The sequence below is a fragment of the Peribacillus sp. FSL H8-0477 genome (assembly GCF_038002765.1).
GTDB lineage: Bacteria > Bacillota > Bacilli > Bacillales > DSM-1321 > Peribacillus.
On record NZ_JBBODE010000002.1, the window covers coordinates 1,897,494 to 1,920,366 of the forward strand.

A 22,873-nucleotide genomic window follows, 5' to 3' on the forward strand; every position below is an offset into this window, starting at 1 on the left:
TCGCCATTTAGCCCAATGCATTTTAACCGTTTCAAAATTTAGTAATTGAAAAAACGGCTAATCCTTATTATATCAAGGCTTGTGACTTATATCTAATGATGGTTCCGACTGGTCTCGAACAAGCGACCCCAACCTTGTCGAAGAAAGGATCACTCTCTACCATCGAATTTGCTCCCACAGCTCAAGTGTTTCGTTTCTAACCCCTTGTTACAAGCTGCCAAAAGATCGATTTTAGAATGGACATCAAACATATCAGGCGGCCAATCCCACGGATATATCCTGTTTCAATCGCTAGAATTTCTAAAACCATTTCTGAAAAAGGCTGCATGAATTCGACTGCTGTAAAGGTAAATGGATCATTTTCTGGAAAATCTTTATTACTTCGTATCGTAAGCCTGCGATTGCCTTCAAGTATTTTTAATCCTCAATCTACAAGCTTACTTATAAGATTCGATACATCTGATCATCCATACTTTTTGGACAAAAGGTATAGACAATCTTATAAATAAGTAACGATTTGTCTAGTGAATAAGCTAGTCAAAATCGATATAATAAAATCATTATAGACTAAAAATTCAGACAAAAGGAGTTGTGACCTATGAAAAAACAAAAGGTAATAATTAATGGTACGAGGTTAAAAGAGAATCTTGAAAAATTTGCGAATTTTGGCCGCACGGAAAACAATGGAGTCACACGCTTATCTTTAACAGAGGAAGATCGATTAGCCAGAGATTACTTTTGTTCATGTTGTAAGGAATTAGGAATGAATGTAACGATAGATGATTTAGGGAATATATATGCTGTTTTAGAAGGATTGGAAAAAAGACCTCCGATTGTTATGGGTTCACATTTAGACAGTGTGAAAAAAGGAGGGCGATTTGATGGGGTTTTAGGCGTAGCGGCCGGATTAGAAGTGGTACGAACATTAGTAGAGAATGGAATTGAACCACGAATTCCCATTATGATTGTTAATTTTACAAATGAAGAGGGAGCACGATTTGAGCCTTCCATGATGTCATCCGGAATATTGTCAGGAAAATTTGATAAGACTACCATGTTTAATAAAATAGATAGTGACGGAATTAAATTCGGTGATGCTTTACAGTCGATTGGTTACTCAGGAAACATCGAGTCACGACTGGATGAGGCTGAGGCATTTTTAGAATTACATATTGAACAAGGACCCATTCTTGAAACAGAATCTTTAAGTATTGGTGTGGTTGAATGTGTACTAGGAATGGTTTGTTATGAGATAGAAGTTACAGGTGAGTCTGACCATGCCGGAACCACCCCAATGGAAATGAGAAAGGATGCTTTTTTTACAACGAATAACATCATTATGAAGGCGAGGCAAGCATTAAGTGCTTTAGATCAAGATTTGGTCTATACGATTGGCCGGGTAAATGTATTTCCGAATATACACACGGTGATTCCGAATAAAGTGATTTTTTCAATAGAATCTCGACATAAAGAGCCAGAGGTTATTAAGCAGGTGGAAGAAATTATTCACGGATTTACCAGCTCTAGTGTAAAAGAAGGCTGTGAAATTAAGACAACAAAATTATGGAAGCGGGATACGGTTTGGTTTGATGAGAATATTTGTGATCTAATCCAACAATCTACGGAGTCATTAGGCTATTCTTATAAAAGAATGGTCAGCGGAGCGGGACATGACGCCCAATTCATGGCCAGCTATCTTCCAACAGCTATGGTATTTGTTCCAAGCATTAACGGAAAAAGTCATGTTGAGAGTGAATGTACCGAATGGGAAGATTGTGAAAAAGGCGTAAATGTCATTTTAGAAACCGTACTAACCATCCTATCAACCTAACAATTTTTGAACCTGCTGGAATACAGCAGGTTTTGAAGACAAAAAAGATGAGCAGACAGTCTGCTCATCTTTTTGAATGATCACTCGTTTAATAAACTTTATCACCATTGAAAATTGAATTCTTTACAATAACATAATCGACTGTACGAATAGCTTCTAATTTTGTTCCTCCAGCATAAGAAATAGAAGATTGAAGATCTTGTTCCATTTCATTCAGGGTATCCACTAATGAACCCTTGTGCTCGACATACACTTTTTTACCTTCGACATTTTTCTTTTCACCTTTTTGGAATTCTGAGGCTGAGCCGAAGTACTCTTTATATCGTTTTCCCTCTTTTTCAATGGTTTCACCTGGTGATTCTTCATGTCCGGCAAATAATGAACCAATCATGACCATTGATGCACCAAAGCGAATGGATTTAGCTACATCCCCATGTGTACGAATGCCTCCGTCAGCAATAATGGGCTTACTTGCTGCTTTTCCGCACCAGCGAAGAGCAGCTAATTGCCAGCCGCCTGTACCAAAGCCGGTTTTGATTTTCGTGATACATACTTTACCAGGTCCAATCCCTACTTTCGTTGCATCGGCACCAGCATGTTCTAATTCTCGGACTGCTTCAGGCGTTCCGACGTTGCCAGCAATGACAAAACTTTCAGGAATTAGTTTTTTTATGTATTTAATCATCTCAATGACTGCGTTCGAATGACCATGGGCAATATCAATCGTGATATATTCAGGTACTAATTTTTCATCGGCTAATTGTTGGATAAATGCGTATTCCTCTTCTTTGACACCTACACTGATTGATGCAAGTAAATCCCGTGATTGCATATCTTTAATGAAAGAAATGCGTTTTTCTGGTTCAAAACGATGCATTATATAGAAATAACCATTTTCAGCTAAGTACGTGGCTATTTTTTCATCAATAATCGTTTGCATATTAGCTGGAACGACAGGTAATTTAAATGTATGTTTTCCTAACGTTACCGTAGTATCACACTCAGAACGACTGTTTACTACACACTTTGCAGGAACTAATTGTATATCTTCGTAATCAAACACATTTTCCATGCTTTACACCCCTAAATACGAATATTAAAGTTAAGTTAGACGAAAATGTTCGTCTAACTGTAATTTACCCCATATTTATTATTTTGTCAAAGTTTTTAAATTCGTTAAACGAATCGCTTGGTCTTTCGTGATCATATATGACCTATATGTATAAAATTCTAGGTCAAGAGTATGCTACGAACGTACGAAACGTTGGTCAGGAGGTGAGTATGAATGAGTAATGATGCAGGCGGGTCTAAGAAAAATCAACCAAGTGATGCAAACCATGTGAATGCAGAAACAAAAGCCTTTCAAAAACGACTTTCAGAAAAGAATAAAGACGAGCATAATATTGGTGGGAAGCATAAAGAGTAAATTACTAGAGAACTGATGATTATCATCAGTTCTCTTTTTTTAGGTATCAGACATACTAACTATTTTGCTGTATGCAGGAGGTATTTATCGAAAGATATCCGAATTAGTAAGAAGGACAGTATAGCTCCTTTTTTTTAGAAAATTCCTTCTGAAAATTTTTACTGCAGAAAGTAGGTTTATCATGAGTTATACAATAGAGGACTTATTTATTGGGAAAATCGCTAGGATGCAGCGAATATTTACGGATGAGGAGGTAAAGGTCTGTGAAAAACTAACAAGAGATAATAGCCCCGTCTACAATGTAGAGGATGATATCTGGAAGCATCATTATCATCAACCGATTGTGCCTGGTTTACTGGCAGAAGGGTTAATTAATCAAGTAATTAGTGAGAAACTTCCGGGAGTTGCATGTGTACTGCTTCAAAAGGAATTAATTTTTTATTTGCCTGTTTATGTTGGAGACATCATTACGGCTGAATTAGAGATTATTGATATTAATATGGAAAGAAATTGGGTTACACAAAAAGTTGCCTGTTTTAATCAAAATGGTAGTGAAGTAATTAAAGGGCAGGTTGTCGTCGTTATTTTAACCAATCAGAACTGATAGGTGATTAAAATGAAGAAAGCACTTTATTTAGGGAAAAGTAACAGTGAATGGGGTTTCATTGAAACCGATAAAAATGACAAGCTGGTGAGTGCTTGCCCAGACTTTTGTGCTCATTTTACGATTAACGAAAGCGATTGGGTGGGAGTTTCAATAAAAGAAATGGTCCAAAAGGTAGATTGGTATGATCGCAAGAAGGTCTTTTTTGGAATTGTTTTTGGCTACGCTTGTTTAGTTAGAATCATAGAAAGTAATCATCATTATGTGTACCGTGTGATCGTTCGTGAGGATGATATCGATGTTTCTGAAATGATCTCATTTATGAATTCTATAGGTCCAACTAAAATGAAAAAAAGATCCTTGCCCAAGAAACTATACAGTTTTGAAGAAATTATAGGTGTTAGTCAAACGATTGACCAAGTTAAAGAACTGGCAGCTCGAATAGCAACCAGTAATTCTACTGTTCTTTTAACAGGAGAAAGCGGCACCGGAAAAGAATTATTTGCTCAGGCAATTCATGGATTAAGCAGCAGGAAAAACAACTCATTTATAGCTGTAAATTGTGCAGCCATACCGGCAGAATTATTTGAATCGGAGCTATTCGGCTATGAAGGAGGAGCATTTAGTGGAGCGAAAAAGGAGGGGAAGCCCGGCAAAATTGAATTAGCCCAGAATGGTACTCTTTTTCTGGATGAAATATCAGAACTGCCGTATCCTGCTCAAGGAAAGCTTCTGCGCGTTTTACAAGAAAGAGAGATCGAACGCCTAGGAGGAACGGATAGTAAAAGTGTTGATATTCGAATAATTACAGCAACAAACCGAGACCTAAAAGGGCTGGTTCATGAAGGGAAATTCCGTCAAGATTTATTTTATCGATTGTTCGTCTTTGATTTGAAAATCCCCTCCCTGAGACAAAGAAAAGAGGATATCCTTCCATTAGCTTATTCGTTCATTGATTTGTTTAATGATAAGTTAGGGAGAGAAGTAAAGTATATCGAGTTTATGCTCCAGGAGTGGCTGCTGGAATATGAATGGCCGGGGAATGTACGGGAATTAAAGGCTTATATTGAAAGAGGGATGAACATTGTTGAAGGCGATACACTTACCTTAGACTCGTTAACTATTCAAAAAAATTCTACCATTTCAGCTGAAGAACAGTCCATTTCTCTAAAACCTTTAGATGAAGAAGTGAGGAATGCTGAAATTAAGGCGATTAGACGTGCATTAACGGCGACAAAAGGAGATCGTACACAGGCCGCTCAACTATTAAACATACATATTGCCAGTCTTTACAGGAAAATATCAAAGTACAATTTAAAAGATTAGTAATGTATAGTAGGGGTCTTTTCCCCTAGAATACATCTATGAGATTCTCCAACCGGTATATAAGCGAAAGATTCAGACCGTTCCTTTATTGATCTGATTCTTTCGCTTATTCTATTAGCTTTTATTTACTAGATAATAGCCTCTGCAAAAAACGGTCTTCTTCGGTTTACTAGCAATTAAAAAGGAATTATAGATATCTGAGGAAGACATTACTGCATTTATCCAACATACAAATAATAGAATGGCTTTTAAATTGCCTGATACATAGAACGACAATATGGCTGGAACAATCGATAACACGATAATGGGCAAACTCATAAAAAGCCAAAATCTCGTTTTTGATAGGATTGCATTCGTAGAAAGCCAAAAAAATGTCCCGCTAACTGTTAAGCTGATATCCCCTTTTTTGTTTATAACAATAATGTGTAGACATTCGTGGATAACAAAGACAAAGATACCAATTAGGGTGAGATAAAAAATAGTCATATGAGTAAAACTTGTTTCAAAGAAAAACGGAATCAGAAAAATGATGATCTGAAGTAGGTAAACAAACTTCATATAATGTTTACGGTACCAATCATTCTGAATAAACGGAGTCCAATCTGACCAATCCATGCGTTTCGGCGGTAAGTGGCGAAACCAATGTATAATAGGCGTTCCTCTCCCTCTTATAAACCATTTCCTTATCATAAAACAATGAATAAAAATGCTAGAAAATATGTGTGTTTATTTTAACATATAATACCAATTAACAAACGATAAACATGCATAGTTGATGTATATTTTTTATATTTATCTGAATTTTCGCATAAATGTGTCGCAAAATTGCGATAACTCTTATTTATGCGAATGAATAGAGCTTGTTGAACTGGTTTCCGTCACTGTATTTGGTTGGCATGATACTTGCAAACAGTATAGGCAAAGGAGGAGTGATGATAATGGATTTTTCATTCTCAGAAGAACAAGAACATTTTCGCAAAATGCTCAAGGACTTTGCGAAACAAGAACTACTTCCTAATTATACAAAGTGGGATCGTGAAGGGATCACCCCGAAGCATTTGTGGAAGAAGCTTGGCGAGTTGGGTGTAAATGGTCTTCGGATTCCTGTTGAATATGGAGGAAGCAGTGCCGACTGCGTTACAACTGGGATTGCTGCTGAGGAAATTAGCAAAGGAGATTTCAATCTAACCTACGCCGTCATGCTGAATGCCTTAATTGGAGAAATCATTACGAATCATGGAAGTGAAGATCAGAAGAGAGAATGGCTGCCCATGATATCTTCTGGTGAAAAGATCGTGGGAATTGCCATTACGGAACCATCAGCGGGTACTGATGCTGGGGGGATTAAAACGACTGCTGTACATAAAGGAAATGTTTACATTCTTAATGGAGAGAAATCTGGAATAAGCGTGGCGACGTCAGGTGATGCATTCATCATCTTTGCTAAAACAAATCCAGATTTGGGTAATCGCGGGATAAGTGCTTTCATCGTACCGGCAAACCTGCCGGGTGTTGAAACGAGAGGGTATGAAGATTTAGGCAATATTCCAATAAGCAGGGGTTCTATTTATTTAAATGACGTAGAAGTTCCTGAGGAGAATTTAATCGGTTTGGAGAATAAAGGGTTTGCTCAAGTCATGAATGGCTTCGATCTCAGCCGTTTATTAATTGGTTTGCAGTGTGTAGGGGCAGCTACTCAAAGTCTCGATGAAACAATAGAACATGTGAAGAATAGACACTCTTTTGGAAAACCGCTTGCTACTTACCAAGGTGTCTCGTTCCCCATTGTTACCCATTTTGCTCAGTTAGAAATGGTGAAGTGGCAGGCATATCGGGGGCTTTGGCTTCGTGACCAAGGTCTGAAGCATTCAAAGGAGTCGGCATTAGTTAAGTGGTTAGGACCAAAATACAGCCAAGAAGCGATTCACGAATGTTTATTGCTGAATGGACACTATGCTTATACCAAGGAGATGCCGCTTGAACAGCGATTGCGAGATGTAATTGGCTTAGAAATAGGTGATGGAACCGCACAAGCCAATCAAATGGTGATTGCTAAAGATATCATAGGGAAAGAATTTCGTTCTTATTAATTGGGACCGATGGAGATGAAAAAAGGAAAAGATCGCTATTTTATTGGTCAAATTGCGAGAATGAAAAGAACATTTACCCTAGAAGATGTTAAGAATTGGCGTTTTTTCACAAGAAATATACAAGTCTTTTATGAACAAGAAACAGTACTTGAGAAGGAACGGCGGCTAATGGTTCCAGCTATCTTAAGTGAGGGATTAATATCAGAGGTTATCGGGATTGAACTGGCGGGAAGACCATATGTACTTATGCAAAAGGAGCTAGTCTTTATTCACCCTGTTTATATTAACAACACGATAACAGCGGAAGTTGAAATCATTGATATGAATGTACAACGCAGATGGATTACTGAAAAAGTTACCTGTATGAATGAAGATGGTAAGGATGTAATTAAGGGTCAAATCGTTCTTAAACTTGTATGAAGATGGAGGTAATTGTATGGAATTAACTGATATTTTATATGAAAAGACGAATGGACTAGCAAAGATTACAATAAATCGGCCGAAAGTCTACAACGCATTCCGAGCGAGAACGATACAAGAATTGATCTGGTCTTTCCGCGATGCTTGGGATGATAACAGGATTGGTGTCGTTATCTTAACAGGTGCAGGAGAAAAAGCTTTTTGTGTGGGAGGTGATCAAAAAGAAAAAGGAGAAGAAGGAGGGTATGATTATTCCGGAGGGTTAGGAGGAGGAATCGGTCTCGAGGTGGAGACACTTCATCAAACAATTCGCAATATACCAAAGCCTGTCATTGCTGCTGTTAATGGGTTTGCTATTGGAGGCGGCCATGTTCTTCATGTGATTTGTGACTTAACGATTGCTTCAGAGGATGCAAAATTTGGTCAGAGCGGCCCTAAAGTAGGGAGCTATGATGCAGGGTTTGGTTCTGCTTATTTAGCTCGTATTGTTGGGGAGAAGAAAGCTAGAGAAATCTGGTATTTGTGTGAACAATACTCAGCACAGGAATCAAAGGAAATGGGACTAGTGAACAAAATTGTGCCTGCTGACCAACTGCAGCAAGCAGCAGAAGAATGGGCAGAGAAAATCCTTCAAAAAAGCCCAACGGCACTTAAAATGCTCAAATACTCGTTTAATGCGGATAGTGCAAACATTCAAGGAATCTCTCAATTATCAATGAGCAGTCTTACCATGTTTTATAATACGGAAGAATCGGAAGAAGGAAAGAATGCATTTCTTGAAAAGAGACCAGTGGATTTTAAAAAATTCAGAAGGTAATCAGGGGGATGGGACAAGTGAAAATAGAAACCATTTTAAGCCCGGAATACGTGGAGCGTTACCAAACCGTTTGGCCAAATAAAACGATACTGGATTATTTGAAGGATGCAATCGATAAAAACCCGAATAAAACGGCCATAATTGATAAAAAGAGCCGCTATACGTATCAAGAGTTGGGTAAGCTCGTGGATAGAGTGGCATTAGGCCTTATTGAATTAGGCCTAGGAAAGGGCGATGTGATTTCATTTCAGCTTCCTAACTGGAATGAGTTCGTTATTTTGCATTACGCAGTCACTCGAATTGGAGCGATTAGTAATCCCTTAATTCCTATCTACCGTGATAGAGAGATTGGTTATATGGTTGGGATGGTCGAATCTAAAATGATTATTGTTCCTGATCAATTCCGAGGTTTTGATTTTCCTGCGATGATTGAACGGCTTCGACCACAATGGCCTTCCATGGAGCATATCTATGTGATTGGAGATCATGTCCCAGCTGGAATGCAATCATTTTCCTCCCTTCTTAATGAGCCGTGGGAAGAACGAAGGGATCCAAGTATCCTTGATGAAATTGTCCATGACCCCAATGACGTCACTGAAATTATTTTTACTTCAGGAACGACAGGCAGTCCAAAAGGGGTGATGCATACACATAACACCCTGTGTATTTCAACGGATTATTGGATAGAGCGATTACGTTTAACTTCTGACGACATCATGTTTATGGCATCAACGTTTGCCCACCAAACTGGCTTTGGGTATGGAGTGCGTCTGCCAACTCATTATGCAGGCACAGCTGTATATCAAGATATATGGAATCCGAGTGAGTTTATTGAATGGGTGGAAAAGGAGAAGATTACCTTCACAGCAGGTGCTACTCCGTTTTTACAAGATACAGTCCAATATGAAGGCATAGAGAACTATAATCTAACTTCACTACGAACGTTCGTCGCCCTCGGTGCACCGATACCGAGAGCACTAGTAAAAGAAGCAGCTGAAAAAGTTCCTTTTACGATTTTAGCAGGATGGGGCCAAACAGAAAATGGGTTGGTTACCTTAACGAAGCTTGATGATTCAGAAGAAATACTCACAAGCACGGACGGTGTTGCTTTTCCCGGAATGGAACTGAAGGTAGTCAATTTTCAAGGACATACCTGCAGCCCTAATGAAGAAGGCGATTTACTATGCCGGGGACCTGCCTTATTTGTTGGTTATTTGAAGCAAATAGATAAAACGATGGATGAGTATATGGACGGCTGGTTTATCACAGGCGATCGAGCGGTAATGGATGAAGCGGGGTACATTCGAATTGCCGGTCGGAATAAGGATATTATTATCCGAGGGGGAGAAAACATCCCTATCGCGTATGTTGAAAATGTACTTTATGAGAATCCAGACATATCCGTTGTCCAAATTATTGCCATGCCAGATGCTAGGCTGCAAGAAAAAGCATGCGCTTTCATTAGCATGAAGGCAGGGAAAACACCACTAACCTTACAATCCGTACAAGCATTTCTTTCGGAAAAAGGAATAGCTAAACAATATTGGCCGGAGCATGTAGAAATTATTGATGAATTTCCGCGAACACCTAGTGGTAAAATCCAAAAGTTTCGGTTGAGGGAACGAATTAATCAGCTGATTCAGGATCAGGTATAGGCAAGTAAAAAATGAAAAGAGGTGAAGCTATATGGTTCAACGAGTAGCGTTTGTAACGGGTGCAGGCAGAGGAATTGGCAGAGAAATTGCTAGAACGTTAGCTTCAAAGTCTATGAAAGTAATCGTTTCAGATGTTAACAGGGAGAATGCGGAAGAAACGGTTTCGATTGTTCAAAACGAAGGCGGTGAGGCGGTCGCGGTGTATTGTGATGTAACCAATTTGGAAAGCGTCCAAGAAGCGGTCGCCTCCTCCTTGACTCATTTTCAGACAATTGATGTGTTGGTGAATAATGCAGGATGGGATAAAATTGAACCCTTTCTAAAAAGTGAGCCAACTACATGGAAAACGATAATTGACATAAATATGATGGGGCAGATTCATACCTGTAAAGAAGTGCTGCCGGTTATGATCAAAAATGGTTATGGAAAAGTGATTAATATTGCATCAGATTCGGGAAGAGTAGGTTCCAGCGGTGAGGCTGTTTACTCAGCAGCAAAAGGCGGAGTAATTGCTTTTACGAAAACACTGGCTAGAGAAATGGCCAGGCATAAATTAAACATTAATTGTATTGCTCCAGGACCAGCAGACACACCTTTGTTCCAGGAAATTGGGTTGCAAAATGAAGGGATTGCAGCTGCGTTAGAAAAGGCCATCCCATTTAGACGTTTGGCACAGCCTAGTGATATTGCAAATGCTGTAGCCTATTTTGCTTCAGACGAAGCAGGGTATGTAACCGGTCAAACACTCTCAGTCAATGGCGGTTTAACCATGTGTTAAACAAGGGGGATTTTATCCTCTGGAAACGTTAGCATTTGGGATTAAGTTTTCCCTAAGTAAAACGGTCAGTTTTAGGAAAACTAGCCACACCTAAAGGGAGTTAGCGAAACTGATCGCAGGCGTGAACCCTGCCTGTTGATGACTTGTATTTGGCAGGCAACCTGCATAGATAGGACATGAATACGGATTAGAACTGACGGCCACTTACAAAGGTCGTCTTTTTCCAATCAATCTGAGTGAAAAAACTGGTCACTTTTTGGACAAACTAGACAGGTTCGTTTTCGTCATCAAATGTGTATATGGGTACTGAACTATCATACTAGTATAGTTATTCATATTTTCACTTCAAATATTTTTGTTGTATAATAAATCGAATTCTGCACTCACTTCCTCATCTATCAATTTCATTTACAACTAATCTACATATACAGTTTTTTTAAAAAAATTCCGAATTAATGAATTATTGAAAGCGATTAAAGAGATTAAAGAGATATGGGACTTTTCCCAAACGACTTATCTTGAAAGAGGTATTTCGAAAGATTATGGAGGAATTATGCAAAAAGTGGTTATGAACCCGGTTGATTATTTAAGTTCAGAAAAAAAAGAAGAATATTTTCATTCATTAAATAAGAAAAATGTAAATCTCTTTAATGAACTTTTAGAGTCAAGTAAAGGTATAGAAGAAAAAACAGCAGTGGAAGATCCGTTTATGAAAATGGATTATAAAACATTAATTATTAGCTGCTATGTGTTAGGCGAGAAAATTGAAAAAGGTTTGAAAAATGATGAATCAATTGGCGTGTTACTGCCCACCTCAGTTGTCCATGTACTAACACTCTTTTCGATTTTTAAAGCAGGTAAAACACCAGCACTATTAAATTCGTCAATGGGTATTAAAAGTATCCTTGACTGCATAGATTCCGGCCAATTAAAGACAGTCATTACTTCAAAATCGTTTGTCGAAAAAGGCGGCTTTGAACTTCTTATTAAAGAGTTGGAGAAAACGCTGACAGTTCTTTATATAGAAGATCTAAAAGCTGCTATTTCACAAAGTGACAAAGCAAAAGGTTATATACAGTATCAGATAAAGAAACAGGTGAAAGCCTCTAGAAATGAATTGATTCTCTTTACATCCGGTAGTGAAACAAAGCCAAAGGGTGTTGTGTTAAGTCACGGTAATATATATGCCAATATCTATCAAATTTTTAGTATGTTACCATTTTATGCTCATGATAAAGTTTTTAATGCTTTACCTATGTTTCATAGTTTCGGTCTTACTACAGGCACTTTGTTTCCACTTTTGACAAAACTGTCCGTTTTCTTATATCCAACTCCTTTGCATTTTAAGGAAATACCAGCGGTCGTATTTAATAGTCATTCAACTATTTTATTTGGCACTTCCACTTTTTTAGAAAAATATGAAAAAGCTGCTAAAAAACATCATTTTTCATCATTGCGATTTGTTGTAGCTGGTGGAGAACGTTTGAAACCAGAAGTAAGGGATGCCTATTTAATAAAAAGTGCAGTACGCATTTTAGAAGGTTATGGCTGTACAGAAGCTGCACCCGTCATCTGTTTTAATGCTCTTCCGCTTTATAAGACGAATACAGTCGGGATGTTTTTACCAGGCGTGCAATACAAAATCGTGCCTGTTGAAGGGATTTCTGAGGGCGGCCGGCTATTGATAAAGGGCCCGAACGTAATGAAAGGCTACCTGCAGTATGAACAAGGATTTATTCCGGCTCCAGAATGGTATGATACTGGAGATGTGGTAAAGCAAGATGAAGACGGGTGTATAACCGTTCTCTCTCGGCTAAAGAGGTTTGCCAAGTTATCTGGAGAGATGGTCTCACTTAATTTAGTAGAACAAATAGCTGCGAAATGCTACCAAAGAACAGACTTCTATGCCGTCTGCGTTCCTGATGCGACAAAAGGAGAAAGAATTGTTCTCTTTACGACTTTCAATGAAATTGAAGCAGCCAAATTAAAAAAATATGTAAAAATAGAGCAGCTCTCACAGATGAATATTCCCCATACTATTGAAAATATAAATAGTGTTCCTTTGCTAGGCAGCGGAAAAGTAGATTACGTGACGTTAACACAACAAGCTAAAATATTATTTACACCAAAAATCTAATCACTTGAATGACCGTTTTAACAACAAGTTTTGTTGGCACGTAAATTGAATCTGTGTTACATTTTTAAAAAAGGTAAAAATTGGAGGTAGTCATACGTGTTTAAAAAATTACTAGGTTCTGTAGGAATTGGCGGCGCGAAAGTAGATACGAAATTAATGAAAACGAGTTTTCTTCCAGGTGAGTTGCTTGAGGGTGTAGTGGAGATTCAAGGTGGACAAATCGAACAAAAAATTGATGAAATTTACCTTTCTCTTATAAGCAACTATAGTATTGAAACAGATAACGGGAAATCTGAACGTACAGCTGAAATAGGAAAGTTTAAATTACTAGATTCTTTTGTTGTCTATGCTAATGAGACTAAAAGCATTCCATTTCGTTTTGCCTTACCATATGATGTACCGATTACTACTAGTAAAACAAAAGTATGGATTCAAACTGGATTAGATATTAAAATGGCAGTTGACCCACAAGATCGAGATTATCTGGAGATACAGCCGCACCCTTTGGTAAGTGAATTCTTATCAGTTGTCAAAGGTCTAGGTTTCCGATTAAGAAAAATTGAAGCGAAAAATGCACCGAGTCATTTACGAAGAAGATTGCCATTCGCACAAGAATTTGAATTCAGCCCAAGCAGTGGACAATATAGAGGCCGATTAGACGAATTAGAAGCGGTGTTTTTTATCTCAGAAAATCAAGTAGAAGTTATTCTTCAAATTGATCGAAAAGGCGGATTCTTCTCTGAAAGACTTAATATGGATGAAAGTCATGTGCGTTTTACCTATGGAAGAAATGAAGTTCCTAATTTAAGTCAATTAGTAACCAATTTAATTAATCAATATAGTTAAACGAATAGACACCTAGATTTAATCTGCTAGGTGTCTTATTTGTCGTTCTGTGAATGAATGGGGTTGGAGTTATCATTAATTTATCATGCATTTAGAGGAAATGAATAATCTGAAACGAATTTATTTAAAAGACACCTTTTGTAAACGCTTACTATGAAGTATTTTTCCTATTCTAAAGAAATTAGGTGATTACATGCGTCTAGAAGCTAAAATTGCAATCATCACGGGAGGAGGAAGTGGGATCGGACGAGCCGCGGCTTTCCGTTTTTCACAAGAAGGGGCCAAGGTAATGATTGGTGATTTGGATGAACAATCGAGTTTAGAAACGGTCCAACTAATTAAAGAAAACGGGGGAATTGCTGAATACCTCTATACTGATGTTAGTAATCCTGAAGATGTGGAGAATCTTGTAAAGACAACAGTGGATACGTATGGAAAATTAGATATATTGGTCAATAACGCTGGGATTTCACATACTCAAAATAAGCTTCCTGATATACCAGTGGAGGATTGGAAGAAAGTCATAGATGTGTGTCTAAATGGAGTTTATTTTGGGATGAAATATGGTATTCCTGAACTGCTGAAAACCGGAGGAGGTTCTATAATTAATACAGCTAGTGTTGCAGGAATTAAAGGACAAAAGCTTCTAGCTGCCTATACTGCTGCAAAAAGCGGTGTAATAGCGGTCACAAAAAGTACAGCTCTCGAATACGGCAAGCACAATATCCGGGTGAATGCGATAGCACCGGGGGTTATTGATACAGCCATTACGACAGAATGGAAGAACTCATCAAAATGGGAAGTCTTATCGAAAGCGAATGCGCTGAGACGAGTAGGACATGCTGAAGAAGTTGCGAATGTCTTACTCTTTTTAGCTAGTGAGGAAGCTTCATTTATTACGGGAACAACAATTGTAGTGGATGGAGGAACATTATTAGGAAAATAAGGAGACGATTGGATGAACACTTCGTTAGATATAAAAGTTCAAGAAACTGACATCGATGAAATCGGTCATGTTAATTATATGAACTATATTTCTTTTTCAGAAAAGGGAATAGGAGATTGGTACAAGAAAGCAGGGGTGCCTCTAACAGATTTACTAGAAAAAAATATAGGTACGGTTCTTCTTAAATTTGATATTCTTTACTTAGCAGAAGCTAGAGCAGGAGATACCTTAACCATTCATACCATTCCAGTACGCTTAGGTACGAAAAGTTTCGAATTCAAACAAGAACTTTATAATCAAGCTGGCATACTAACTACGGAATGTAATAAAACTTTCGTAATGTTTGATCTCATCACTAGAAAAAGTATTCCGGTCGAATCTAACATAGTGGCTCATTTCGATTAGAATCCACCAACGGACTGCATTTGCACTCCGTTGGGTTCATGATAAAAACTATTTTAATAGATCATGATCTACATAACGTTCCCCATTTAGTTCACTAATCAGGTTGATAGCTGTTTTTGCTCCATCACCTGCAGTTATGATCGTATGAATACTTACTCCTGCGCATGTTCCAGCTGCCCAAATTCCATCAATATTGGTTTTACCAGAAGCATCAACGTCAAAGATTTTTTTTGTTCTAGGTTCTATGCCGTCTTTTGTGGCAAGCCCAGCTGCTTCTGCTAAATCGGATAGCATACCGGTTGCCAGAATGATATGTTTGGCTTCAACTGTTCCTGTATCTGTTTCAATGGAGAAACCTTCATCTAGTTTAGTTAAGGAGACAACTTTTGCTTGTAATACTTCAGCACCAAATTTTTTTGCTTGAGCAATCCCTTTTGCAATTAAATCAGGACCTGTAATTTCGGCAGCTCCGTAATGATTTTCTACCCAAGGTTTTTTGGTGATGCTCTGGTCACTATCTAGAACAATCGTTTTTTTACCAGCTTTGGCTGTGAAAATGGCTGCACTTCCCCCAGCCGGACCAGCTCCAATAATCGCTACTTCATACATATAGACATCCTCCTTTTCTTATCACTTTCATTTTAACAAACTTTGGAAATAGACTGGTATTAATAAATACTGAATATTCGGATGAAATTAACAATATTTATACCTTAGGATTGAAGTAGAGTATACTGAGTATATTCATATAAAAAGAGGTGCCTATGTTGACTACTTCTAAATCAAAATTATTATTATTCTTACTTCTAGCCTTGATACTAATAGAACTGCCGATAGCGGGTAAATATTTTGCTGTAGCGAATACACTTATACATGAAGTAGGACATCAAATAAGTAGTATAGTAACGTTCGGTAAAGCCCATAACATTCAATTGTTTGCAAACACAGAAGGGGTGGCCTATTCTAGTCACCGTTTTTGGATAGGACAATTCATTACATCGCTAGCCGGATATGTTTTTGCATCGTTTATGGCATGTACCTTTATGGTTTTAGTCTATAAAAGAAAATACAATATGATTAGTATAGTATTGTTGGTGATCTTAGGACTCAGCCTGATATTCTGGGTGCGAAACTTATATGGATTCTTTTGGATTACCACATTTAGTATTGGTTTTGTATGGTTACTGAGGAAAGCCAATGGACCAGTTAAAGAAAATGTGATCCTTTTTCTTGTGTCTATTATATTTATCGAATCGATTACATCAGCCTTTGAAATTATGTACATGAGTTTTCAAACACCCTTGCAAGCCGGAGATGCTGCTAATCTTGGGGAAATCACCTATTTCATCCCAACCCAATTTTGGGGACTGGTATTTTTTGCTCAATCCTTATTATTTGGCTGGATAGCCATGAGAAGATTTTTTCCCTTCTTAAAATTAAGGTGACTCATAGTCAAAACCCCACACAGCTTGACGCTGCGTGGGGTTTTGACTGTTATTTTACTAACTTCAACACTTGTTCTGATACATAAAATGCTTTTTCATTATATACGTTGATTGTGGTGACAGTTTTAATCGTTTCCTTTTTATTTTTTTGTTCAATAACAATATTTTTGTTGACTGGGATTTTGTACGTTGTTTTTCCTTTCGTAGCAACGAAAACAAGGTTGGTTGGGTCAGTCTTATCAAGCTTAGTCGTATATCCTTTTTTCTTAAATGCTTTTTCGGCATCAATATAGAGTTGATTGCTTAATTTTTTAAGATCAAAATTCATAAATTTTGCCACGGAATGTGCAAGGTCTGTATTTTCCACGAGTCCAGTTGGTTTAGATTGTGCAGGACCGTATGCGTATAGGGAGACGTCTCCACCGGTATGTCCGCCCGTTGTATACCCAATGTTAGCTCGATTAGCAAGCAGTTTGACCATTTCAGCTGATAATTTTTCAGTGGTCATTAATCGATCATATTCATCTGTTGTAAGATCATCTAACCCATATAATTTAGCCACTTCTTTAAGATTGGAACGATCTGATTTAAGTTGACTCAGTGCTCCTTCAATGGTCATTGTTGCTTTTTTTAATGGGTCTATATAGGCTGATACAGGAAGGCTCGGATAATTTGCATTTGTATTTAGATTCCCCATGGTGATACCGCTATTGCCGTGATCCGTTACGGCGATCACCATTGTATTACCATCTTTTTTAGCAAAATCAAGCGCAGCCTTCACGGAATCATCAAAAGATAAGACATCACTAATCATACCAATCGTATCATTTGCATGAGCAGCCCAATCTATTTTACTTCCTTCCACAAATAAGAAAAATCCATCTTTATCCTTATTAAGGGTAGTAATCGCTTTTGTTGTCATTTCTGCAAGTGTCGGCTGAGTGGGTTTAGTAGTCGTTCTATCCATATCATAAGCGAGCTCATTTGGTGCAAAGCTGCCCCATAACTTATTCGATTTGCTTTTAAGTAAATCGGTCCTATTTTCAACGAAATCATAGTTTTTCTGATCTAATACTTGGAGAAGATCTTCGCCATCAGTACGCGAATTTTTAGCCGTACCAAGAGTAAGTGCTTCTTTTCCACCACCTAAAACAACATCGATATTTTGATAAACCTGCTGCTCTGCAATATCTCCATATTTACTGCGATGAGTAGCATGTGCAGAAAAACCAGCTGGGGTAGCATGTTGTATTTCAGATGTGGAAATAATACCGGTTGCTTTCCCTTGTTGTTTAGCACCCTCTAATACATTGGCTACTGGTTTAAGTTCATCCTCTTTTTTAATAGGCTTTAGTCCCGGGGAATTAACGACAGAAGGTAAGACACCTACTAATTTATCATTTGATTTATTACCGGTGGCAAGTGCGGTACCTGCGGGAGCTGAATCAGTGATGGCAGACTCGGCAGAATAGGTTCGTACTCCACCGGTTAATACACTGTCCATGGCCAAGTTACCGCCTTTATACCATCTGGATAAGGTAACGAGGTCATCACTGCTTCCATCCATAACCATCATGATGACATTAGTCGGCTCTTTTTTGGTCTTGTTTCCTTTAGCTAAGGCATCACTTTTATCCACTGCCAATCCAATAGAAGACAGGGTAACGACACTAGCCATTGCAACAACCGCGATTTTTTTGCTTACCTTCTTCATAAAACCCCTCCAATTAATAATATGTAGTACTTACAAGTAAAATATTAGTGCATGAATATTAAAGCAAATCGTTAATTTTGTAAATTTCAAATATTTTTAATAATTGGTTAAAGTATACTTTCGAATGAATTGAAAAGATAGATTGTATGCATAAAATGGGTAATTATTCATAAATATATAATTTATGTTAATTAAGTAATTACAACTAATATAACTAATAAAAAACGTAGAGAACTAATCATTTTTTTCGGATATAATCAATGGAATGAATCCGCTTTCAAAACGTAAAATAGGAAGAAAGTATTATACGAAAGAGAGCGATGTTTGTTATGGAATTTTAAAGACTTCAGCCAGTCCAACAGCATTTATTTACAAATAGTTAGATGGTGCAGATAACAATTGCAGAGGTGTCTTGATTTGTTGGCTTGAGAATCTGGAAAGTTCATGGCGCTTTAATTGAAGAAGCAGCTAAAAGGATTTTCTAATCGAAGCTCTCTTTTTCGTAGCTATAATAGGGTGTATGAAACTAGCTATTTCTTTTGACAAAATACTAACAGAATCTCGGGTTATATCCTTAGTTGTTGATTTCCGTTCCAGGCGTTTCGCTTTCCGCGGGCGGGCGGTTGAGCCTCCTCGTCGCTTACGCTCCTGCGGGGTCTCACCTGTCCCGCTTTTCCCGCAGGAGTCTTCACGCCTTACTCTCCAATCAACGGTCTTTCTAAATTTAATTTGGATTTTAATCAATAGAAGATTTAGGAGGAGATCCATTCAAATCGGGGGAATTACGAAGAAAACTCTTTAAATCCGTCCGAACAGGATGAATCAAAGATTATTAATCAGAACACAAGTGATCCTTTGAAATGTGTTAAAAATGCCAAAAGAGGTGCAGAATGAACCATATCGCACCTCTTTTGTCTGCAAACTGAGCTCTCGCCTCTGACGATAGCTTTTTGAACGTGATTATCATTTAGATCATGCATTCAATCAAGAAAAAATAACCTTGTTCACAAGATTAGAAGGGAAAAGATTAAAAAATCATATATAGTAGATTAAGGTTCTCGTTTTAATAGATAGGAAATACAACATGATAGCATAGGGTGGATAAAAAATGAACTTGAATTATTATGTAAACTGTATTGTGATGCTCACTGTGATACTCTTTCTTGAACCGTATCTTGATAGAATCCCTAAATGGATTGCTATATTATTTATTATCTTTCTAGTTATTAGCACGGACAAGATTTTATCTAAAATTAAATTTTTTCAAAAATCCGTTTCGAAAAAAGTAAGATGGCTGATTATGATTACAATATTTATCTTCATATTTGTTATCAATAATTACTTTTCAAGGTAGCTTTGAAAACCATAGTGTTTATTTCTTAATTATAATAAAATTCACTAATTTTAAATAAGGAGATTATATTCATTGTCTCTAATATTTCAGATTGATGCGTTTACAAATGAACAATTCAAAGGAAATTCCGCAGCAGTATGTCCATTAACTAAATGGATAAAAGATGATTTAAATGCAAAAGACAGCTAAAGGAAAAGAAGTGGATTTCGTATCAAGGTTTTTCCCAAAAGGCAGGGGTATATGAAGACCTAGTTACTGGTTCTGCTCATTGTACGGTAGTTCCATATTGGAAGAATAAATTGAATAAGACTGAATTTATTGCATTGCAATTATCAGAAAGAGGAGGAAAGATTTATTGTACGATTTAGGTGATAAAGTAAAAATATCTGGTGAAGCCGTAGCTTATTTAGAAGGATATATAAATGTTTAGGTAAACAATAATCTGGGGGTGTTTTTTTGAAGCGTGGAATTAGCTTTGAAATTCCAAATGAATATGGAACCATACTTAGAGAAGTACTAAAGCCAATTGATACAACTGTTTTTAGTTGGCGAATTGGTAACGGTGAGTCATATATAGTAGTTGATGATGAATTAGATGAAGCGCTATTCTCAGAAGATAAAAAAGCAATTGAAGGAACAGAACTCAAAAAACTATTAGACAACAATAAGTTTTATATTGTTTCCGCTGACTTACAAGCATATCCAAAAGGTGGATTTACTGAGATTGAGACCTATGAAGATTTTATTGAAAGCCATTGTGAGCTTGTTCTATTAGTGGTCGATAGCTGTTATTTCACCATTTATTGCAGAAATAAGGAAACAATCGAATTACTATACAAGAATGCTGCAGACTGTGGATTTGAAGATATTGAATATATTACTGAAGAAAACGATACAAGAACAAGGCTATCAGTGTGGTAATGACAAAAAGAGACCTTTAAGCATAAAGGTCTTTAAGAATAAGGAGAAGTAAAGATGCCTGTTATACATAATGAAATTCACATAAATGCACCTGTAAATCAATGCTTTGATCTTGCTAGGGATGTCATGATTCATACAGAAACCACTTCTAAAACAAAAGAAAAAATTGTAGCTGGTATACAGAAGGGGTTAATGGAACAAGGTGATACGGTTACATGGGAAGCTATTCATTTTGGCGTAAAACAACAATTAACAGCACAGATTGTCGAGCTGGATAAACCTCATAAATTCGTGGATGTAATGGTGAAAGGAGCTTTCCATTCCTTTACACATACACATGAGTTTAGAGAAAGTGAGAAAGGGACTGTAATGAAAGATACCTTCTCTTATCAATCTCCATTTGGCATACTTGGGAAATTAGCTGATCAGTTATTTTTAGAACGATATATGACACAGTTTATTGCTGCCAGGGCAAATGAATTAAAAAGAATTGCAGAGAAGAATAAGTAGTTCCGTTTTTGTGGATAAACATCATAAATAACATATATATTAGCAGACCAAATTACATCCTGTTATATATCTTCATGTAATATTTGAGAGTGAGTCAAAAGTGGTGTGTGAGTTTGCTAAATCTTAACTTTCAAGAAAGTTTTTTGTTAATTTAACACATAAAGTATATAGTGTAAGTAATATAATAGTATTTATCAATAAAGAGAATTGAAGACAAATCAGGAGGTAAGTATATGGATGTTTCACATATTGTTGAAAGAATTAATGACTTTTTTAATGTAACAAATAAGGATATCTATTCACGTGAATCTGGGGTTACATACCATGCTGATAAAAAAGTTAAAAAATTAGGGTACTGTATTAATCTAACGCTTGAAACGATAGAGGAAGCAAGAATTCAAGGTGTTGATATGATGGTAACACACCATAAAGCATGGGATGAATTATATGGATTAAAAGAGGCATGCATAGAAAAACTAGCAGAGTATGAGATGAGTCACTACTTTAATCACTTGCCACTTGATGACTGTGATTTTGGAACAAATGATAGTTTATTAAGTAGATTGAATATAGGAAATGTTAAAAGAACACACGAATGGGAAGGATTCTTTTTTGGTAGGCTTGCAGAATATGATGAAGAAATTGAATTTAATGTATTAGTAAAAAATATTGAAAATCTTCTTGAAGCACCCGTTAAATTTTGGAGGTTTAATGACAAAAAGGTGAAGCGAGTGGGCTTAGTCTGTGGTAGTGGAGGGTCAACAACTTACCTCAAGGAAGCCGTTGAAAATAAGTGTGATGTATACATTACAGGTGAATGTGATTTATCTACGATTCAATATGCTCAGTTTAAAGGCATAAATCTTATTGTGGGCAGTCATACGTTAATTGAATTCTTTGGAATTCAAAGTTTAGCATTGAAATTGAATGAGAATATAAAGGAACTTGAAGTAGTGAGAATTAATGAAGATCATTACGAAGCGAATATAAAATAAGCATATAACAAAGAAATACATATTGCTTAAAAGACGTTGATTTAATTGGAATTCTGGCCGTTTTTAGCGTAAGTATAGACCTTTTAGAAGCAATTCGCGATATTTATGTCGCGAATCTTTTTCGTTTTGCCTTCTTGAAGCGCATATCTTAACGTAGCCGGTTCGATTACTTTCTTTATATTAAGAAAAAGAGAGGAAATTGTACATTTAAATTAGTGAATGCCACGGTTTTGAACATATGATTCTTAAAAAAATCATAGTAGATAAACTAAGATCTAACCCTTTTTAGATTTAAAAAGGGTTAGATCTTAGCATAAAGGGACTATTCGTTAAGTTTTTTACCGTTAGGTTCTCCTAATAACTCGTTCGCCCTTGCGTATAGAAATAATTGAACACTGCTATCAATACGTCTGTTTTCATTGTTAGTTCTTGCCTCAAGAAATACGTTGTAATAAGTTTTAACGAAGTTTTCTAATTCTAGAACTCTATTTTCTAATTCCTTAGCCATAAAAATGCCTCCTGTTTAGTTTTTGTCTACTGTCTCTCTGTTTCAACGAACTGTTCATAAAACCAAGAATTTTCTGCTGCTAACGGTTGGTAAAATAGCTAATCATTTATTTCTAGAACGATATATGACACAGTTTATTGCTTCG

The 22,873-nt window shown here is 36.9% G+C and carries 24 protein-coding genes; 18 read left to right on the forward strand and 6 right to left on the reverse strand.

Annotated features, from left to right (window positions below):
• Positions 1–598 precede the first annotated feature (598 nt).
• Positions 599–1,831, forward strand: coding sequence for a Zn-dependent hydrolase (locus tag MHI18_RS20945; protein ID WP_340850242.1), 1,233 nt, complete (start codon positions 599–601; stop codon positions 1,829–1,831).
• An 88-nt stretch (positions 1,832–1,919) separates the two neighbouring features.
• Here MHI18_RS20945 and guaC read toward each other — a convergent pair whose 3' ends face one another.
• Positions 1,920–2,903 (reverse strand): GMP reductase, encoded by a 984-nt coding sequence (gene guaC / locus MHI18_RS20950; RefSeq protein WP_340850243.1) that lies wholly within the window; start codon positions 2,901–2,903, stop codon positions 1,920–1,922.
• Between the two features lie 213 nt (positions 2,904–3,116).
• On the opposite strand from guaC, the gene MHI18_RS20955 reads away from it, so the two are divergent.
• From MHI18_RS20955 to MHI18_RS20965, 3 genes are all read left to right on the forward strand, one after another.
• On the forward strand, positions 3,117–3,257 hold the full coding sequence (locus MHI18_RS20955) for a hypothetical protein (RefSeq protein WP_169732066.1): 141 nt from the start codon (positions 3,117–3,119) through the stop codon (positions 3,255–3,257).
• A gap of 181 nt (positions 3,258–3,438) precedes the next feature.
• Positions 3,439–3,861 (forward strand): hypothetical protein, encoded by a 423-nt coding sequence (locus MHI18_RS20960; RefSeq protein ID WP_340850244.1) that lies wholly within the window; start codon positions 3,439–3,441, stop codon positions 3,859–3,861.
• A 12-nt stretch (positions 3,862–3,873) separates the two neighbouring features.
• Positions 3,874–5,187 (forward strand): sigma-54 interaction domain-containing protein, encoded by a 1,314-nt coding sequence (locus tag MHI18_RS20965; RefSeq protein WP_340850245.1) that lies wholly within the window; start codon positions 3,874–3,876, stop codon positions 5,185–5,187.
• Between the two features lie 114 nt (positions 5,188–5,301).
• Here MHI18_RS20965 and MHI18_RS20970 read toward each other — a convergent pair whose 3' ends face one another.
• Positions 5,302–5,802 (reverse strand): DUF3267 domain-containing protein, encoded by a 501-nt coding sequence (locus MHI18_RS20970; RefSeq protein ID WP_340850246.1) that lies wholly within the window; start codon positions 5,800–5,802, stop codon positions 5,302–5,304.
• A 323-nt stretch (positions 5,803–6,125) separates the two neighbouring features.
• On the opposite strand from MHI18_RS20970, the gene MHI18_RS20975 reads away from it, so the two are divergent.
• The 9 genes from MHI18_RS20975 to MHI18_RS21015 all read left to right on the forward strand — a co-directional run bounded on the left by MHI18_RS20975 (position 6,126) and on the right by MHI18_RS21015 (position 15,281).
• The gene (locus tag MHI18_RS20975) at positions 6,126–7,277 is read left to right on the forward strand and encodes an acyl-CoA dehydrogenase family protein (protein WP_340850247.1); all 1,152 of its coding nucleotides are present in this window, start codon (positions 6,126–6,128) and stop codon (positions 7,275–7,277) included.
• Between the two features lie 15 nt (positions 7,278–7,292).
• Positions 7,293–7,697 carry a hypothetical protein gene (locus tag MHI18_RS20980; protein WP_340850248.1) on the forward strand — a complete coding sequence of 135 codons (405 nt, stop codon included), beginning with the start codon at positions 7,293–7,295 and terminating at the stop codon, positions 7,695–7,697.
• Positions 7,698–7,713: 16 nt separating this feature from the next.
• Entirely contained in the window at positions 7,714–8,514 is an 801-nt protein-coding gene (menB, locus tag MHI18_RS20985; RefSeq protein ID WP_340850249.1) for a 1,4-dihydroxy-2-naphthoyl-CoA synthase, read from the forward strand.
• Between the two features lie 8 nt (positions 8,515–8,522).
• Positions 8,523–10,169, forward strand: a complete 1,647-nt coding sequence (locus MHI18_RS20990; protein ID WP_340850250.1) for an AMP-binding protein — start codon at positions 8,523–8,525, stop codon at positions 10,167–10,169.
• A gap of 31 nt (positions 10,170–10,200) precedes the next feature.
• Positions 10,201–10,947: an SDR family NAD(P)-dependent oxidoreductase gene (locus MHI18_RS20995; RefSeq protein WP_340850251.1), complete on the forward strand. Its 747-nt coding sequence runs from the start codon at positions 10,201–10,203 to the stop codon at positions 10,945–10,947.
• A 553-nt stretch (positions 10,948–11,500) separates the two neighbouring features.
• Complete coding sequence (locus MHI18_RS21000; RefSeq protein WP_340850252.1) at positions 11,501–13,084, forward strand: AMP-binding protein; 1,584 nt, start codon at positions 11,501–11,503, stop codon at positions 13,082–13,084.
• A 96-nt stretch (positions 13,085–13,180) separates the two neighbouring features.
• Positions 13,181–13,930: a sporulation protein gene (locus MHI18_RS21005; RefSeq protein WP_340850253.1), complete on the forward strand. Its 750-nt coding sequence runs from the start codon at positions 13,181–13,183 to the stop codon at positions 13,928–13,930.
• Between the two features lie 193 nt (positions 13,931–14,123).
• Positions 14,124–14,876 (forward strand): SDR family NAD(P)-dependent oxidoreductase, encoded by a 753-nt coding sequence (locus tag MHI18_RS21010; RefSeq protein ID WP_340850254.1) that lies wholly within the window; start codon positions 14,124–14,126, stop codon positions 14,874–14,876.
• A 12-nt stretch (positions 14,877–14,888) separates the two neighbouring features.
• Positions 14,889–15,281, forward strand: coding sequence for an acyl-CoA thioesterase (locus MHI18_RS21015; protein WP_340850255.1), 393 nt, complete (start codon positions 14,889–14,891; stop codon positions 15,279–15,281).
• A gap of 48 nt (positions 15,282–15,329) precedes the next feature.
• Here the strand turns inward: MHI18_RS21015 and MHI18_RS21020 are convergent, their stop codons facing one another.
• Entirely contained in the window at positions 15,330–15,890 is a 561-nt protein-coding gene (locus tag MHI18_RS21020) for an FAD-dependent oxidoreductase (protein WP_340850256.1), read from the reverse strand.
• Positions 15,891–16,048: 158 nt separating this feature from the next.
• Between MHI18_RS21020 and MHI18_RS21025 the strand changes: the two genes are divergently transcribed.
• Positions 16,049–16,726, forward strand: coding sequence for a M50 family metallopeptidase (locus MHI18_RS21025; protein ID WP_340850257.1), 678 nt, complete (start codon positions 16,049–16,051; stop codon positions 16,724–16,726).
• A gap of 49 nt (positions 16,727–16,775) precedes the next feature.
• On the opposite strand, the gene MHI18_RS21030 is transcribed toward MHI18_RS21025, so the two are convergent.
• Positions 16,776–18,440 carry an alkaline phosphatase gene (locus tag MHI18_RS21030; protein WP_340850258.1) on the reverse strand — a complete coding sequence of 555 codons (1,665 nt, stop codon included), beginning with the start codon at positions 18,438–18,440 and terminating at the stop codon, positions 16,776–16,778.
• Between the two features lie 468 nt (positions 18,441–18,908).
• Complete coding sequence (locus MHI18_RS21035) at positions 18,909–19,169, reverse strand: hypothetical protein (protein WP_340850348.1); 261 nt, start codon at positions 19,167–19,169, stop codon at positions 18,909–18,911.
• An 828-nt stretch (positions 19,170–19,997) separates the two neighbouring features.
• Here MHI18_RS21035 and MHI18_RS21040 point away from each other — a divergent pair.
• The 4 genes from MHI18_RS21040 (at position 19,998) to MHI18_RS21055 (ending at position 22,220) form a co-directional block, all read left to right on the forward strand.
• Positions 19,998–20,162: a PhzF family phenazine biosynthesis protein gene (locus MHI18_RS21040; RefSeq protein ID WP_340850349.1), complete on the forward strand. Its 165-nt coding sequence runs from the start codon at positions 19,998–20,000 to the stop codon at positions 20,160–20,162.
• A gap of 88 nt (positions 20,163–20,250) precedes the next feature.
• Entirely contained in the window at positions 20,251–20,715 is a 465-nt protein-coding gene (locus tag MHI18_RS21045) for a DUF2691 family protein (RefSeq protein WP_340850259.1), read from the forward strand.
• A gap of 54 nt (positions 20,716–20,769) precedes the next feature.
• Positions 20,770–21,225, forward strand: coding sequence for an SRPBCC family protein (locus MHI18_RS21050; RefSeq protein ID WP_340850260.1), 456 nt, complete (start codon positions 20,770–20,772; stop codon positions 21,223–21,225).
• Between the two features lie 233 nt (positions 21,226–21,458).
• On the forward strand, positions 21,459–22,220 hold the full coding sequence (locus MHI18_RS21055) for a Nif3-like dinuclear metal center hexameric protein (protein WP_340850261.1): 762 nt from the start codon (positions 21,459–21,461) through the stop codon (positions 22,218–22,220).
• A 322-nt stretch (positions 22,221–22,542) separates the two neighbouring features.
• Here MHI18_RS21055 and MHI18_RS21060 read toward each other — a convergent pair whose 3' ends face one another.
• Entirely contained in the window at positions 22,543–22,728 is a 186-nt protein-coding gene (locus tag MHI18_RS21060) for a hypothetical protein (protein ID WP_340850262.1), read from the reverse strand.
• Between the last annotated feature and the right edge of the window lie 145 nt (positions 22,729–22,873).

Excerpts from the sequence above, each read along its gene's own strand:
- MHI18_RS21030 (WP_340850258.1), bottom strand. The coding sequence starts at position 18,440 with ATGAAGAAGGTAAGCAAAAAAATCGCGGTTGTTGCAATGGCTAGTGTC.
- MHI18_RS20990 (WP_340850250.1), top strand. The coding sequence starts at position 8,523 with ATGGGACAAGTGAAAATAGAAACCATTTTAAGCCCGGAATACGTGGAG.
- MHI18_RS21015 (WP_340850255.1), top strand. The coding sequence starts at position 14,889 with ATGAACACTTCGTTAGATATAAAAGTTCAAGAAACTGACATCGATGAA.
- MHI18_RS20945 (WP_340850242.1), top strand. The coding sequence starts at position 599 with ATGAAAAAACAAAAGGTAATAATTAATGGTACGAGGTTAAAAGAGAAT.
- MHI18_RS20965 (WP_340850245.1), top strand. The coding sequence starts at position 3,874 with ATGAAGAAAGCACTTTATTTAGGGAAAAGTAACAGTGAATGGGGTTTC.
- MHI18_RS20995 (WP_340850251.1), top strand. The coding sequence starts at position 10,201 with ATGGTTCAACGAGTAGCGTTTGTAACGGGTGCAGGCAGAGGAATTGGC.
- MHI18_RS21020 (WP_340850256.1), bottom strand. The coding sequence starts at position 15,890 with ATGTATGAAGTAGCGATTATTGGAGCTGGTCCGGCTGGGGGAAGTGCA.
- MHI18_RS20970 (WP_340850246.1), bottom strand. The coding sequence starts at position 5,802 with ATGGATTGGTCAGATTGGACTCCGTTTATTCAGAATGATTGGTACCGT.
- MHI18_RS21050 (WP_340850260.1), top strand. The coding sequence starts at position 20,770 with ATGCCTGTTATACATAATGAAATTCACATAAATGCACCTGTAAATCAA.
- MHI18_RS21000 (WP_340850252.1), top strand. The coding sequence starts at position 11,501 with ATGCAAAAAGTGGTTATGAACCCGGTTGATTATTTAAGTTCAGAAAAA.
- MHI18_RS21060 (WP_340850262.1), bottom strand. The coding sequence starts at position 22,728 with ATGGCTAAGGAATTAGAAAATAGAGTTCTAGAATTAGAAAACTTCGTT.
- MHI18_RS20960 (WP_340850244.1), top strand. The coding sequence starts at position 3,439 with ATGAGTTATACAATAGAGGACTTATTTATTGGGAAAATCGCTAGGATG.
- menB (WP_340850249.1), top strand. The coding sequence starts at position 7,714 with ATGGAATTAACTGATATTTTATATGAAAAGACGAATGGACTAGCAAAG.
- MHI18_RS20980 (WP_340850248.1), top strand. The coding sequence starts at position 7,293 with ATGAAAAAAGGAAAAGATCGCTATTTTATTGGTCAAATTGCGAGAATG.
- guaC (WP_340850243.1), bottom strand. The coding sequence starts at position 2,903 with ATGGAAAATGTGTTTGATTACGAAGATATACAATTAGTTCCTGCAAAG.
- MHI18_RS20975 (WP_340850247.1), top strand. The coding sequence starts at position 6,126 with ATGGATTTTTCATTCTCAGAAGAACAAGAACATTTTCGCAAAATGCTC.
- MHI18_RS20955 (WP_169732066.1), top strand. The coding sequence starts at position 3,117 with ATGAGTAATGATGCAGGCGGGTCTAAGAAAAATCAACCAAGTGATGCA.
- MHI18_RS21055 (WP_340850261.1), top strand. The coding sequence starts at position 21,459 with ATGGATGTTTCACATATTGTTGAAAGAATTAATGACTTTTTTAATGTA.
- MHI18_RS21010 (WP_340850254.1), top strand. The coding sequence starts at position 14,124 with ATGCGTCTAGAAGCTAAAATTGCAATCATCACGGGAGGAGGAAGTGGG.